At 60.0% G+C, this 13,928-nt stretch carries 13 protein-coding genes; 8 read left to right on the top strand and 5 right to left on the bottom strand.

Annotated features, from left to right (window positions below; all coding sequences use genetic code 11):
• Positions 1 to 320: 320 nt before the first annotated feature.
• The 3 genes from QMO80_RS23670 to QMO80_RS23660 all read right to left on the bottom strand — a co-directional run bounded on the left by QMO80_RS23670 (position 321) and on the right by QMO80_RS23660 (position 5,294).
• Positions 321 to 2,096 carry a PAS domain-containing methyl-accepting chemotaxis protein gene (locus QMO80_RS23670; protein ID WP_283200322.1) on the bottom strand — a complete coding sequence of 592 codons (1,776 nt, stop codon included), beginning with the start codon at positions 2,094 to 2,096 and terminating at the stop codon, positions 321 to 323.
• 157 nt (positions 2,097 to 2,253) lie between these two features.
• Positions 2,254 to 4,437, bottom strand: coding sequence for a DUF1217 domain-containing protein (locus tag QMO80_RS23665; protein ID WP_283200321.1), 2,184 nt, complete (start codon positions 4,435 to 4,437; stop codon positions 2,254 to 2,256).
• A gap of 209 nt (positions 4,438 to 4,646) precedes the next feature.
• Entirely contained in the window at positions 4,647 to 5,294 is a 648-nt protein-coding gene (locus QMO80_RS23660) for a TetR/AcrR family transcriptional regulator (RefSeq protein ID WP_283200320.1), read from the bottom strand.
• Positions 5,295 to 5,458: 164 nt separating this feature from the next.
• On the opposite strand from QMO80_RS23660, the gene QMO80_RS23655 reads away from it, so the two are divergent.
• Positions 5,459 to 6,340: an EF-hand domain-containing protein gene (locus tag QMO80_RS23655; RefSeq protein WP_283200319.1), complete on the top strand. Its 882-nt coding sequence runs from the start codon at positions 5,459 to 5,461 to the stop codon at positions 6,338 to 6,340.
• 111 nt (positions 6,341 to 6,451) lie between these two features.
• Here QMO80_RS23655 and QMO80_RS23650 read toward each other — a convergent pair whose 3' ends face one another.
• Entirely contained in the window at positions 6,452 to 6,619 is a 168-nt protein-coding gene (locus QMO80_RS23650) for a hypothetical protein (RefSeq protein ID WP_283200318.1), read from the bottom strand.
• A gap of 34 nt (positions 6,620 to 6,653) precedes the next feature.
• Here QMO80_RS23650 and QMO80_RS23645 point away from each other — a divergent pair, with 34 nt between their 5' ends.
• The 7 genes from QMO80_RS23645 to QMO80_RS23615 all read left to right on the top strand — a co-directional run bounded on the left by QMO80_RS23645 (position 6,654) and on the right by QMO80_RS23615 (position 13,451).
• Positions 6,654 to 7,946 carry a flagellar hook protein FlgE gene (locus tag QMO80_RS23645; RefSeq protein ID WP_283200317.1) on the top strand — a complete coding sequence of 431 codons (1,293 nt, stop codon included), beginning with the start codon at positions 6,654 to 6,656 and terminating at the stop codon, positions 7,944 to 7,946.
• A gap of 13 nt (positions 7,947 to 7,959) precedes the next feature.
• A complete protein-coding gene (gene flgK / locus QMO80_RS23640) occupies positions 7,960 to 9,420 on the top strand; it encodes a flagellar hook-associated protein FlgK (protein WP_283200316.1) in 1,461 nt (486 codons plus the stop codon).
• Between the two features lie 2 nt (positions 9,421 to 9,422).
• Complete coding sequence (locus QMO80_RS23635) at positions 9,423 to 10,469, top strand: flagellar hook-associated family protein (RefSeq protein WP_283200315.1); 1,047 nt, start codon at positions 9,423 to 9,425, stop codon at positions 10,467 to 10,469.
• Positions 10,470 to 10,478: 9 nt separating this feature from the next.
• On the top strand, positions 10,479 to 10,853 hold the full coding sequence (locus QMO80_RS23630; RefSeq protein WP_283200314.1) for a hypothetical protein: 375 nt from the start codon (positions 10,479 to 10,481) through the stop codon (positions 10,851 to 10,853).
• Between the two features lie 154 nt (positions 10,854 to 11,007).
• Entirely contained in the window at positions 11,008 to 11,898 is an 891-nt protein-coding gene (locus QMO80_RS23625; RefSeq protein ID WP_283200313.1) for a DUF6502 family protein, read from the top strand.
• Complete coding sequence (locus tag QMO80_RS23620) at positions 11,895 to 12,968, top strand: DUF5666 domain-containing protein (protein WP_283200312.1); 1,074 nt, start codon at positions 11,895 to 11,897, stop codon at positions 12,966 to 12,968. The genes QMO80_RS23625 and QMO80_RS23620 overlap by 4 nt, the downstream gene beginning before the upstream one ends.
• 234 nt (positions 12,969 to 13,202) lie before the next feature.
• Entirely contained in the window at positions 13,203 to 13,451 is a 249-nt protein-coding gene (locus QMO80_RS23615) for a hypothetical protein (protein ID WP_283200792.1), read from the top strand.
• 144 nt (positions 13,452 to 13,595) lie between these two features.
• On the opposite strand, the gene QMO80_RS23610 is transcribed toward QMO80_RS23615, so the two are convergent.
• Positions 13,596 to 13,844, bottom strand: coding sequence for a plasmid stabilization protein (locus QMO80_RS23610; RefSeq protein WP_283200311.1), 249 nt, complete (start codon positions 13,842 to 13,844; stop codon positions 13,596 to 13,598).
• Positions 13,845 to 13,928: the final 84 nt, after the last annotated feature.

Here is a 13,928-nt window from a genome sequence, read left to right as displayed (position 1 = left end):
GCATGTCTGTTTTACTGGAATAACGTATCAAGTGCCATCAAGGATGAATTGTCAATGGGTCATGCCGAAAAAACGCGCAGGGGCGCGCGTGACGATTTTTTTGGCAGTGCAGCATTTTCCATTCGCCTCCGAGGCTGATCGCCTGGCCGCGTTCCGATCGTTTCGGTGAATGGATAGGCAAGCCGCGTCGTAACCGTCGGCGATGTCTTCGTTGTTGGAAACGAGGCAGAAGCCCGACATCCGGAGAAGCTGCCCTCAGCCCCTCAGCACCGCGCCTTTTTCAGACACGAAAGGACGCCGCAGCTTTGATTGGAGCTAAATCAAAATTCTTCCCAATCGGATTTCAGCGCGCCAGCCGCCGATCCGTGCGCCGAGGCCGTGCGGACGACTTTCAAAGCCGCCGGCACCGAAGGATGACGCCCCGCCGGCGTTGACGAAGAGCGTGATTTCGGCGCGTCCTCGAAACGGAACTGCTCAAGAAGCTTGAAGAGTGCCGCAGCCTCCCGGGCAAGGCCATGGCTTGCAGCAGTCTGCTCCTCGACCATCGCGGCATTCTGCTGCGTTCCCTGGTCGACCGTGTTGATGGCCTGGCTGATGCCGCCGAGCGCCACCGATTGCTCGCGCGCCGCCTCGACGATCGCCGTGACGTTGGTATTGATGTCGTGCACCTGACCGGCGATTTCCCGCAGCGCCGATCCGGCATTCGTGACGAGGGCGACGCCGTTTGCGACATGGGAACCGGACGCCGTAATCAGGCTCTTGATCTCTTTCGCGGCTTTCGCCGACCGCTGGGCCAGCTCACGGACCTCCTGAGCGACGACCGCAAAGCCCTTGCCGGCCTCCCCTGCCCGCGCCGCCTCTACGCCGGCATTGAGCGCCAGTAGATTCGTCTGGAACGCAATTTCATCGATGACGCCGATAATATTGGAAATTTCGTGTGACGAGGTTTCGATCTGATCCATCGCTCCGATCGCATCCCGCACCACCTGGCCGGAATGCTCCGCATGGTCTTTGGTGCGCGCCACCAGTTGACCGGCCTCCTCGGCGCGGCGGCTCGAATCCTTGACGGTGGTGGTAATTTCCTCGAGCGCGGCCGCGGTCTCTTCGACGGATGCGGCTTGCTGCTCGGTGCGTTTTGCCAGGTCGTCGGCTGCCGTGCGGATTTCGTTGGAACCGGCCGAAATCGCCTTGGCGTTTTCAGCAACAGTTGCCATTGCGTCCTTCAACTTTTCCGAGGCGCTGTTGAAGTCGGTGCGCAGCCGCTCCAGCGAAGGAATGAAAGGCTTCCGGATCGTCTGCGACAGGTCGCCGTCGGCAAAATTCGTCAGGCAGTAAGCAAGTTGTTCGACATTCTCGACGCGCGCCGTGACATCGGTCGCGAACTTGACGACTTTGAACACCTGGCCGTTCAGGTCGAAGATCGGATTGTAGGAGGCCTGGATGTAGACCTTTCGTCCGCCCTTTCCGACACGCATGAATTCGTCGGCGATCAACTGGCCGCTCGCGAGCTTGCGCCAGAATTCCTTGTAAGCCTCCGATCTCGAATAGTCGGCTTCGCAGAACATCGAATGATGTTTGCCCTGGATCTCTGAAAGCGAATAGCCGAGGGCGGCGAGGAAATTGTCGTTGGCGTTTAAAACTTCGCCGGCCGGCGTGAATTCGATGATCGCCTGAGCGCGCGACAATGCGTCGATCTTGCCCGCATCCTCGGCGGATTTCAGCTTTTGCGCGGTGATATCGGTTGCGATCTTGATGACCTTGACCGGCCTCCCGCGCCGGAACACCGGATTGTAGGACGCTTCGATCCAGACCTCGCGTCCGCCTTTTCCGAGCCGTTTATATTGCTGCTGCTCGAATTTTCCGGCCGACAGCTTCCTCCAGAAGGCCTTGTATTCCGCCGAGGACGCATAGGCGGGCTCGACGAACATGCGGTGATGCTGTCCGGCGATCTCCCGCAACTCATAGCCGAGCGCCCGGCAGAAATTTTCGTTCGCGGTGAGGATTATGCCCGACAGGTCGAATTCGATCATGGCTTGCGAGTTCGATAGAGCGGCAAGAGCAGCGACAGCATTTGCACCACGATCAAGAATGCTCACTCGCAAATCCCCCAGATTTCATGGCAGTCAATTCGGACATGTCGCGAATATTTACCCATGCTTATTAATGGGGATTTAATGATTAATATAAGGTTTAGCAGTCTGCTTTCGTTCTGAAAGGAATGTTGCGCTCATCAGGAGCGAGGTTAAAAATTACTCAGCCGGTTTTCAGTTGCGACATCGCGAGCAGCGTGTCTGCACTTATCGTTGCCGAGCCGGTCAGGATCGAAAGTGCTGTCGACGTGGTGCCCGTGCCGTTGGCGACGTCATACATGGCGGTGAAGCGTTTGATCAGATCGTCGACTTTGTCGGGATCCCCCAGATCCTTGATGTCTATGAAATTCTCGACCATCTCGGCCTGCTTGTCGACGTCCATGTTCGAGACATAGCTGGACAGGTTGAAGCTCGTGGTAAAAAACTCGAAAAGCGCGCTGTCGCCCAGAATGTCGTAGGCGCTCGAAATCTCCGGGGCCTTGCGCTGAAAGTAAAGCGCAAGGCGTACGCCGGTGTTGCTGTCGCCCTGGTCGTCTTCCAGCGTCAGCCTGACATAGGAGTCGATCGTTTCCAGCACGTCGCCGCGCTGCTGCACCGTCCCGGTCGAATCCGCGGAAATATTGCCGTCCTGGTCGAAATTGAACGCGCCGACGAGCTCTGCGAAGCGATTGTCGTCCAGCTTGTTGACGTAACTGTCTTCGTCGTCGAGATCGGAGGAAAACATCTTTTCGAGCTGGTCTGACGTGACATCGTCCGGGTCGAGCCCCTTTGCCTCGAGCGCCAGGGACACCAGGCGATCGTCGGCCAGAAATTCGCTGGCCGTGGTGATCGTCGCCATCTGCTCGCGGAAATAGGTGATCTCGTCATCCGCCGCCTCGGTCGCCTCGGTCAGCTCATCCCCTTCGAGGTAGCGGATCTTGTTCTGCTTGTAATAGGCGGCATAGTCGTCGACGACGGATTCCGACATGGCCTGCAAGGGAACGGTGACGTCGCCATCGCTGTCGAAATTGAATGCTTTGCGAAAGGCGACGAACCGGTCGTCGTCCAGGCTGTTGACATAGCTTTTGGTGTCCGTGGGATCGCTTTCGAGAATCTTCCGCACCTCGCTTTTCGAAACCTCGGTGGAGTCGATGCCATAGGCGCGCAATGCCATCTCCCACATTTCCGGGAGATCGTCGTTGTCGTCATCGTCGTCGTCGGCATTCGACACGAGGAAATCATCGATCGAGGTGACGCTGGCGATGCGCGTCGTATAATTGTCGATGGCATCTTCCGTGTCGGTATTTGCGATCAGCACCTGATAATTTTCGTCGAAGGCCGCCGTGGTCGTGGCGATCTGCTCCGACGTCTGGGCGGTGTCGCCATCGGCGAGCGCGCCGTCCTCGTCGAAATTGAAGGCGTCGTGCAGATCGGACAGGCCGATCGCGTCGGCGATGTCGGCGCTTTTCAGCGCCGCGGAAATGAAGCTGTCGGATTCATCGTCGGTCAGCCCGTAGGCGGTCCTGAGATAGGAAACCAGCTTATCGTCGCTCATCAACTGATCGACGGAGGTGATGTTGCCGATCTCAGCGGCGTAATAGGTGTCGTAAGCCTCTCCGGTTTCGGAAGAAGCAATCGTCGCCGAGGCCACCGCATAACCGCTGGTCACCAGCGAAATCTGGTCTGCCGACATCGCCTCGCCGTCCGTCGAGCCGTCCTCGTTGAAGTTGAAGGCCTTCGCCAGGCTGACATAGACGTCGTCGTCGAGCTGGTTGACGAAACTGTCGGCATCGTCGAGATCGCTCGTCAGAACGTTCTTCAGGAAGCTGGTCGAGGTGTAGTCGGTGCTGAGGCCGAAAGCCGTCAGCACATAGTTCTTCAGCCGCGAACTCGACAGAAGATCGTCGACGGAGGTGATCGACGAGATATTCTCTTCGAAATAATCCGTCTCGTCGTCGATGTCATCGGCCTCGGTCTCGAAGGAGGTCTCGTAGGCATCGAGCAAGTTATCCCGCTGCACATCCGATTGCGCCGTCTTCGTCTCGCCGGAAAATTTGAAGGCGGCGGCGAACTCGGCATAGCGGCCGTCGCTCAAGGAGTTGGCAAAGCTCGATGAATCGCTGAGGTCGCTTTCCAGCACCTTCTTCATGAAAGCCTTGGCATATGTCATGTCTTCAAGGCCGTAGGCCTTCATGGCATAGGAGTAGAGCTTGTAATCGCTCATGAAGTCGTCGACCGTCGTGACCTTGTCGATGTTTTCCTTGTAGTAGGCGCTGTCACGGGCAACCGTCGCCTGGGACGCCACATTGGAGAGGCTGGCGCCGAGATTTCGCGCGACCGCGAGATAGCTTACATAGGTGGAAACCAATGCCTGTCCCTTTTCATGGGCGCACGTCAGCGCGCGCGAAAACCTGCCGGCAGCCGCGTTGAAAAATTTCGATCTTTGCTGGGATGTCGTCGCCGGTCATGGCGATGCGCAGCCACGTTCATGTGGCCGAATCAATTTAGAACTCAATAGTTCTATAATTCATTCAATGCGGAATGGGAAGAGGAAAGCCGAAGGATCGCTTTTTGGGTTTACGAGGCCCTGACGCCGGCGGCGAAGATGGCGATGCAGCGGCGAAGATGGGCAAGCATTTCCGTCCGGCCGGACCAGGCTTGGGCACGCCCTTCCGGCGGCCCCATGCCGCCGAAGATCATGTCCATCAGCATCCGGGCTCCGCTTGCCGGATCATCAAGCGTCAATCTGCCTTCGGCCCGGCGATCGTTCAGCCAGTCGGCGAGGTGTTGGCGGCTGGCAAGCATGCCTTCGCGCTGCAGAATGTCGATAAGCTCCGGAAACTGCGCCGCTTCGCGAAAGACGAGTTGCAGAAAACCGGCGCGATCCGCATCCTTCTCCTCATCCATATCGATCATGAAGATATGTTCGAGGCTCTCGGCGATCGGAAGGTCTTCGGCAGGCCTCGGCAGGTCGAGCATCAGGCGCCGATGCGCGCCGACGACGGCGGCGAACAGCTCTTCCTTGCTCTGAAACAATTTGTAGAGGGTCTGCTTCGAGACACCCGCCTCGGTGGCGACGACCGCGGTCGTACTTCCGGCATAACCGTATTTTACAAAAACGCGGCGGGCGATTTCGACGATATGCGCCCGCTTGTCCTCATCGCTGGAGACTTTCGGCCGGCCTCGCTTGCGCGGCCCATCGGCGGGTTCATCGACACCATCCATGACGATCTAGACCGCTCTACCGCAGCGCATGCCGACGGCCCTGAAAAGCGGACTGCGATTTCTAAGGGATGATTTTTTCGGTTGTCGCATTAATAATTTCGATTTAGAGAACTCATAAGTTCTGTAATGCGTTGCATCCCCACCCTCCTAGCGATGGAGCGCTTATGACGACCATTTCGGCCGCAACATCAATTTCTTCCTATTCCTACAGCAAGAATTCGACGTCAGCATCCCAGGACGTCCTATCCTGTAATACGGTTTCGGCAAAAAAATCAACCGCAACCCAGCAGTCCAACGAAGACTCGACCAACAGTGCCGAGAAACTCATGGCCCAGTTGATGTCGCTGACGATGAACGGCCTCACCGGTCAGTCCGGCTCCAGCGGGGAGCAGGGCAGCGGCAGCGGCGCAGGCACGGACATTGCGCAACTGGACACCGACGGTGACGGTTATGTAAGCAAGGCCGAGTTCGTCGCAGCCCGGCCGTCCGACGTGAGTGAGGATCAGGCCGGCACGCTGTTTGACAGCTTCGACAGCGAAGGCGCAGGCTCGCTGTCGGTCGATGCGCTGAGTGAGGCCATGTCCGCCCAGCAATCGGAACGTGCGGGTGGGCCGCCACCGCCGCCGCCTGAAGGCGATGACGAGCTTTCATCGCTGCTTTCTGATCTCGATACCGATGGCGACGGGCTGGTGAGCAAGGCCGAGTTCGTCGCAGGCCGCCCGTCCGACGTGAGCGAGGATCAGGCCGGCACGCTGTTCGACAGTTTCGACAGCGAAAGCGCCGGCTCGCTGTCGGTCGATGCGCTGACCGAGGCCATGTCCGCCCAGCAATCGGAACGTGCCGAAGGGCCGCCACCGCCCCCGCCCGCCGAGGATGAATCTGCCTCCCTGCTCTCCGATCTCGATACGAATGGAGACGGGCTCGTGACATTGGACGAGTTCATGGCCGGCAGGCCGGAAGACGTCACCGAAAGTCAGGCAAGCCAGCTCTTCGATCTGCTCGACGCGACAGGCACCGGTTCGTTGTCCGCGCAGTCCACGGTCTGATGCAGACACGGAGCCGTCGCCTTTGCGGTTTCTGGAGGGATTGCAAATGAGACGGCCTGAAAGCGGCCCGGCATCGAGCCGGCAGAGCGTCAGCCGGGCCGCTTCTTAAATTCAGATGGTGCGCCGCAACCGGCGCACGACACCAGCGCGCGGATGAGCCGAAGCGCCTATCGCCATCACGGGGTTAGCCCAGACAATCAGATCATCGACGGTGTGGGCGTTGCCCGGCGCCAGCGATGTCGTGCGCCCGAAATCCGGGACCTGGAAGCCCCTCGTCACATGGCATGTTCCCAAGCCTTTAAAGGATCGAGCCATGAGCATTTTTGGAAGCATGAAAACCGCCGTCTCCGGCATGAGCGCACAGGCAAACCGGTTGAGCACGGTTTCCGACAACATCGCCAACGCCAATACCACCGGCTACAAGGCCGTTTCCACGTCCTTCTCGTCATTGGTCCTGCCGTCGTCCTCAGGCAATTACAATTCCGGCGGCGTCCAGACCTCCGTGCGCCAGGCGATTTCCCAGCAGGGCGACATCTCCTATACGACCTCGGATTACGACCTGGCCATCTCCGGAGACGGCTTCTTCATCGTGGAAAGCGCCGACGGCACGCCGGTGCTCACCCGGGCCGGCGACTTCTCCGTCGACAGCGACGGCAACCTGGTCAACGGCGCCGGTTTTACCCTCATGGGCTATTCCTATGATTCAGGCGTGCCGGCCGTGGTCGTCAACGGTTTCGACGGGCTGGTGCCGGTCAACGTCTCCCAATCGGGCCTGAGCGCGATCGCTTCGAGCAGCGCCTATTTCAGCGGCAACCTGAATTCCGAGGCAACCGTCGTCACCGATACGACGACGCTGCCGAGCGCCAACACATCAGGTGTTACCGACGACACGCAGAAGATGTCGCTGGTCGCCTATGACAGCCTCGGCGCCACTGTCCAATACGACTATTATTTCACCAAGACGGGTGTCACGACGGATTCGAGCGGCGCGGTCACCGGAAGCACCTGGGAGGTCGCGGTTTACCGCAACGCCGATGCCACCACCGGCGGCACGACGTCCTTCCCCTACTCCTCCAGTGCCGTGAGCGTCGCGACGCTCTCCTTCGACGCCTACGGCCAGCTGACCTCTGCTGCAGACACCGATATCGTCGATCCGACCACGGCCCAGACGATCACCATGGACTATTCGGACTTCACCCAGCTTGCCTCCGACTTCTCGGCAACGGGCTCCGCCGACGGTCAGGCGGCAAGCGCCGTGAGCTCGGTATCCATCGGTACGGACGGCGTGGTGTCGGTCTCCTATGCGAATGGCACGACGAAGGCGCTCTATCAGATCCCGCTGGCAACGGTCGCCAGCCCCGACAATCTGACGCTGCTCAGCGGCAACGTCTACAGCGCCAACGGAATGTCCGGCGTCACCGTCACCGGCTTTCCGCAGACGAACGGGCTCGGCTCCATTCAATCAGGCGCTCTCGAAAGCTCGAACGTCGATCTCGCCGGCGAGTTGACGGAGATGATCGAGGCGCAGCGCAGCTACACCGCCAATTCGAAGGTGTTTCAGACCGGCTCCGACATCATGGATGTCCTCGTCAACCTGAAACGATAGAGGGAGCGCCTGAATGTCGCTCACCTCCGCCTTGAACAGCGTCCAGAGTATTTTCAACAATACGGGCCAGCAAAGCAGCGTCGTCTCGACCAACATCGCCAATGTCGGCAATTCCGACTATGTGAGACGGGAGGCGTCGATCACGACGTCTCTCTCCGGCGCGCAGGTCGTCAGCATCAGCCGGGCGCAGGAAACTGCGCTCTTGGCGCAATATCTGCAATCGAACTCCAAGGACAGTGCCCAGCAGACGCTGGTGACCGGCCTCGAAAGCCTGAAGTCGCTGATGGGCGGCAATGACTACGAGACCTCGCCGAGCACCTATCTCTCGGCATTTCAGCAGGCGCTGCAGACATACGCCACATCGCCGAGCAGCACGACCGCGGCGCAATCGGCCGTCACCGCCGCGCAGGATCTTGCCAATTCGCTGAATACCGCAAGCGACGGCGTCCAGTCGATCCGGGCCGAGGCCGATGCGGAGATCGCCACACAGGTCTCCTCGCTGAATACGCTGTTGTCGCAGTTCGAGACGGCCAACAATGCGGTCAAGCTGGCGACAGCAACCGGCGCCGATACCTCCTCGGCGCTCGACGAGCGAGAAAAGCTGTTGAAGCAGATCTCCTCGATCGTCGGTGTCACCACCGCCGTTCGCGACAACAACGACATGGCGCTTTACACCTCCGACGGCACCGTGCTGTTCGAGACCGTACCGCGCACCGTCACATTCGCTTCGACGACAACCTACGTCGCCGGAACGGAGGGCAATTCCATCTATATAGACGGCGTCGCACTCGACGCCGGCGAGGGATCGACGACAAGCGCCTCGGGCAGCCTGCAGGCGCTGCTTCAGCTGCGCGACGAAATCGCCCCGACATTCCAGGCCCAGCTCGACGAGATCGCCAAATCTCTCGTCCAGGCCTTCTCGGAAACCGACGGCAGCACCAGCGCGCCCGGGCTTTTCGTCTGGACGACATCAGCCGGTGCAACCGGGGGCACACCAGATGCCTCCGACGATACGACAGGGATCGCCTCCACAATCTCCGTCAATCTTGCCGTCGTCACCAGCGAGGGCGGCGATGCGACGAAGCTGCGCGATGGAACGATCAGCGGCATCACCGATCTCAACAGCTCGGGAGACAGCGGTTTTTCGGACAATCTCGACGCCCTCTATACGGCGTTGACGGAACAGCGCTCCTTCTCCTCGGACGCTGGTCTTTCCACGACGCAAAGCCTGATGGACTACGCCAGTTCCTCGATCGGCTGGCTCGAACAATATCGCAGCGATGCGACGTCGGCCTCCGAAAACACGGCTGCCGCGCTATCGCGCTCCGACGAGGCCTATTCCAACGAGGCCGGCGTCAACCTCGACGAGGAGCTGACGCTCCTCCTCGATATCGAACAATCCTACAAGGCGGCGACGAAGATCCTGAACGTCATCAACGAGATGTTCCAGTCGCTCCTCGACATAGCGAGCTAGCCATGAAAGCCTCTTTTGTCTCATCATCGGCGATGCAGAACGTCCTGCGTCTGACCATCAGCCAGTCCCAAACCAAGCTGCAGCAGGCCTCGACGGAGGCGACGACCGGAACCTACGCCGATATCGGCGTATCGCTTGGCGCCGGCGCCGCAAAGTCGGTCAATCTCACCAGCGCTATCGACCAGGCCGCCTCGTTCCAATCGGGCAATGCCGTCGTCGAATTGCGCATGGATGCATCGCAGACCGCCCTGTCCAGCCTCAAGGATGCCGGTGACAGCCTGGTGACGAACCTGACCGCCCTCCAGGCGAGCCAGGATACGACGAGCATCGCCGTTGCCCTGCAGACGGCCGGTTCGACGATTTCGCAGTTGATCTCGACGGCGAACACGTCGGTCAACGGCGAGTTCCTGTTCGGCGGAACGAACCTCGACAGCCAGCCCCTGACCGATCAATCCTCGACGGTCTCGGCGGCGATCGTGACGGCGCTCGGCGATTATGCAACCGGTCTCGGAAAAGACGTCAATGAGCTGACCGGCGAGGAAATCGGCACTTTCATCACCGACACGGTCGAGCCGATGTTTTCCGAAAGCGCCTGGACGGACGCGTCCACAGGCTGGTCGACCGCCTCCAGCACCGACATGACGAGCCGGATCAGCAGTTCCGAAACCATCACCTCGTCGACCAACGCCAATTCCGAAGGCATGCGTTATCTCGCCCTTGCCTCGGTCGTCGTCTCCGCCCTCTTCGGCCAGGATCTCAGCGCCGACGCGCAGAGCACCGTCGCAACGAAGGCGATCAGCTATGCCGCGCAGGCGACATCGGGCATCGTCACGCAGCAAAGTCAGCTCGGCCTCTCGCAGGAGCGGCTCGAAAAGGCGAATGACGCCCTCGATGCCCAGTCGAGCCTGCTCCAGGGAAAGCTCGTCGATCTCCAGGGCGTCGATGCCTACGAGGCGTCGACCCTCGTCAACCAGCTGCAGACGCAATTGGAAACGGCCTACACGCTGGTCTCCAAACTACAGGGTCTGAGCCTGGTCAACTACCTCTGACGGATCAACATGAAGGAGTTCAAGCGGTTGCAGATACCGACCTTAAGGAAACAGCCGGGCACGGATTGCTCCGAAATCGTGGCGGAAGCCGCTTTTGCGCTTGCCTCCGGCATCATCGATACCATCCCTTTCATCGGCAGCAAACTTGATGAGCAGCAGGCCCGGGCCTGGCCGCGGTCGGGTGTTTTCACCGACGACGGCGTCGAGATGACCGGCACGCCCCCCGAAATATTCGAGCTTTGCGAGCTTCTGGCCGCCCACATCGAGAAAGGCTCGTCATTCGACGTCTTCGAGGTTTTCCACAAGATTGCTCGGATCGAGCGGTTGATCGACTGGCGTCAGGGCGGCTTGCTTTGCCCCGAGTCGGAATACACAAGACATTGATAGAATACGAAAAACAACTTCCGGAAGGCTGCGCGATCGTGCCTGCGCCGCCTGCAAGCACGGCATCGGCCGGGCTTGCATGTCGCCGGTGCGTTGCGGCAGTGTAGGCTTTGCCATAGGGAAGACCAAGGACGATTGCCGAAGTCTGCCGGCAATGGTCTTTCACAGGCCGAGTGTTTTCTTGATGTCAAAGCCGCGCGCGAAGCTTCCGTTCTCCGAAGAGACCCTGCAGGCCATGCTGGTCCGCGTGCTTCGCCCACTGGTCAAACTCGCTCTCGCCTCCGGCTTCAACTTCACCGCTTTTTCCGCCGTCCTTCGCCGGCTTTATATCGAGGTGGCGGAGAAGGAATTCGCGCTGCCGAACAAGCAGCAGACCGATAGCCGCATCTCGCTCCTGACCGGCATTCACCGCAAGGACGTCAACCGGCTGCGCGGACAGGTGCTTGACCCATCGTTCCTGACCGTCGGCGTTTCGCAGACGAGCCGCATCCTCGCCCGGTGGCTTGCCGATCCGCTTTATTGCGATGCCGACGACAGGCCGAGCGCCCTGCCCCGGACATCCGTCGACGGGGGTCCGTCGTTCGAGAGCCTGGTGAGCGACATAACCAAAGACGTCCATCCCCGCTCCATCCTCGACGAGTGGCTGGACAGGGGCATCGCCGTTGTCGACGACAATGGCTGGGTGCGGCTCAACCTTTCATCGATCGTCCCCAATGCCGGCGACGACGCCCGCCGGCATTATTTTACCCGCAACCTTCGCGATCATGTGCAGGCGTCGGTCATGAACCTGATGAACGACCCTCCTCCCTATTTCGAACGCGCCGTCCATTATGATGGGATGTCGCCTGATCTGGCCGCCCGGCTCGACGAAATGGCCCGCGAGGAAAGCATGGCGATGCTCCTCAGGCTCAACAAGATCGCCCATCAGGCCATCAAGGACGATCCCGGCGGCAACAGCCGCTGGATCTCGGGCGTCTACGTCATGACCGAGGAGCGTGAACCGGATCCTCAGGCTGCCGCTTCCGCGACGGAGACAGACGAATGACTCCGTCGGCGATCTCGAGAAGACAGTTTCTGTTGGGCGGGATAGCGCTTCCGCTCCTGCGGGCGGAACCTGCCGCCGCGCAGTCGACGGGCACCAGCGATCATGGAATCGGCGGATCCGGTCTTTCCATCCAGGGAGGCGGAGAGAACGAAGATCACGGTATCGGCGGAACCGGCATCGTCGGCACCATCCAGGGCTTCGGCAGCATCATCGTCAACAATATCCACATACCGTTCAGCGCAAGGACGCCGATCGAGATCGATGGGCGGCGCGTCCCCGCGAGCGCGATGAAGGTCGGTCATGTCGCGCGGGTGCTGCTCACCGGAAAACGCGCCGCCCGCATCACGATCGTCAGCGAGGTCCAGGGCCGCATCGACCGGATTGACAAGACCGGGATAAGGATACTTTCGCAAACCGTCGACACATCAGGTTTGGCGACGAAAGGCCTGCGGAAAGGCAAGCGGGTCGCCGTGTTCGGCATCCGCAAACCTGACGGCACGATCATTGCCCGGCGTATCGAGCCCCGCTCCGTTTCCGATGGCGCCCATGTCCGCGGCGTCCCCGTCAGGAGCGGCAGCCGCGTCCTGATCGGCGGCCTTTCGCTTGGAAGCACGCATGGCTACTTCGCCGGCAAACAAACGCTGGTGCGTCTGAAGGCTATCGCCGATCGGTTGGTGATTACGCGCATTCGGGCCGAACCCGTGGTGCCGGGCTTGAAACGCGGCATCGTCAATATCGAGACTTTCCGGCCAACGGACAGAGGCGCGGCTGGTTCCGGGCCTGGGGGTTCGGCGCCGTCCGGCTCGATGCGGCCCTCTCCCGACGGTCATGGTTTTGTCGATATAGGCGTGCGGGATTCGAGCAGAATGACCGGCTTTCCCGGCGGAGGCGGGCCTGATGGCTTTGGTTCCCGCCCGCCGCACGGCCCTTGGGACGGACCGCGGCCAGATCGCGGGCCTTTCGGCAGAGGCGGCCCAGGCGGGGATTTTCCGGATCCGGACAGGCGAGGCCCGCCATCCGGCCCTGGCGGCCCGCCTCCCGGGTCGCCGCCGCCTCCGGGTCCGCACTGAAAACGTGCATCACCCTCATTGACAAATGGGAAATTTTCCCATTTTATTGCTCTTGCGGATCCTGCTTTGGGTGATTCCAGGAAGGGTTTGCCGATTGGCTAACGGGTTCGCCCCACACCCGCTAGCCAATCGTTTGAGTTTCAGCCGTGTTCACGCGCAATTGCAAAGATGCCCACCGCCTGCGCGATGGGCGCTGTTCGAACCAGATCATCATTGCCCAAGAGGAATACTAAATTGCTTTTGCTGGAACGCGAACCGGAGATGCCGATCGAGATGGACGAGCCGACCATCGTCGCAACCTGGGAAAACCGCACACAAATCATCGAAATCATGCAGAGCGCGCGTGAGATGAGCCAGGAACTCCAAAAGCTTTGGAACGGCAGCGGCCAAACGGGCCGGCTCAGCCAGGCCGATACGGATAGATTGGTCGAGCTGCTGCGCGAGATCGGCGACCTCAATCAAATGCTGATGCGATTGGCCTAACCGTCCCAAGAACAATCCAATAAACATAGAATTATTCCGAACCTGTATCGTCTTATACAACCGAACGATATTGATAATTTTGACCACCGCCGCTCAAGGGAATGTTATCCGCTCTCAGCGCCCGGCGGCCATTCATCGAGAAATTCAAAGCTCTATGCCTTTGTGAATCTCGCGGCTTCCATCGACCACTGTTCCAAGATCGATATCCGTGCCGGCTTGTGCTGAAAGGCGGGCATAGAAGGACATGGCCGGCTCGCGCTCGGCCTGCCATGTCTCATAGTGCTCAAGCGCCCGCTCGACAATCTCTGCAACTGAGCGATTTTCGCGGCGGGCAAGCCGTCGTGCAAGATCACACGCCTTTGCGCTTCGTACGGTAAACCGAGATTCGGCCATGCTGATCTCCTTTCCGACGAGTTTAACGCTCGTCATCCCCGTCGCAGAGACGAAGATAATGCTACCAAAATAGCTATTGCCGCT

It is taken from the genome of Rhizobium sp. BT03 (genome assembly GCF_030053155.1).
Taxonomy (GTDB): Bacteria; Pseudomonadota; Alphaproteobacteria; order Rhizobiales; family Rhizobiaceae; genus Rhizobium.
The sequence above is the reverse complement of the archived record's forward strand: the minus strand, read 5'-3'. Positions and strand labels throughout refer to the sequence as shown.

Bases quoted from the DNA above. Each gene is read 5' to 3' on its own strand.
- QMO80_RS23660 (WP_283200320.1), bottom strand. From the start codon at position 5,294: ATGGATGGTGTCGATGAACCCGCCGATGGGCCGCGCAAGCGAGGCCGG.
- QMO80_RS23655 (WP_283200319.1), top strand. From the start codon at position 5,459: ATGACGACCATTTCGGCCGCAACATCAATTTCTTCCTATTCCTACAGC.
- QMO80_RS23645 (WP_283200317.1), top strand. From the start codon at position 6,654: ATGAGCATTTTTGGAAGCATGAAAACCGCCGTCTCCGGCATGAGCGCA.
- flgK (WP_283200316.1), top strand. From the start codon at position 7,960: ATGTCGCTCACCTCCGCCTTGAACAGCGTCCAGAGTATTTTCAACAAT.
- QMO80_RS23635 (WP_283200315.1), top strand. From the start codon at position 9,423: ATGAAAGCCTCTTTTGTCTCATCATCGGCGATGCAGAACGTCCTGCGT.
- QMO80_RS23630 (WP_283200314.1), top strand. From the start codon at position 10,479: ATGAAGGAGTTCAAGCGGTTGCAGATACCGACCTTAAGGAAACAGCCG.
- QMO80_RS23625 (WP_283200313.1), top strand. From the start codon at position 11,008: ATGGTCTTTCACAGGCCGAGTGTTTTCTTGATGTCAAAGCCGCGCGCG.
- QMO80_RS23620 (WP_283200312.1), top strand. From the start codon at position 11,895: ATGACTCCGTCGGCGATCTCGAGAAGACAGTTTCTGTTGGGCGGGATA.
- QMO80_RS23610 (WP_283200311.1), bottom strand. From the start codon at position 13,844: ATGGCCGAATCTCGGTTTACCGTACGAAGCGCAAAGGCGTGTGATCTT.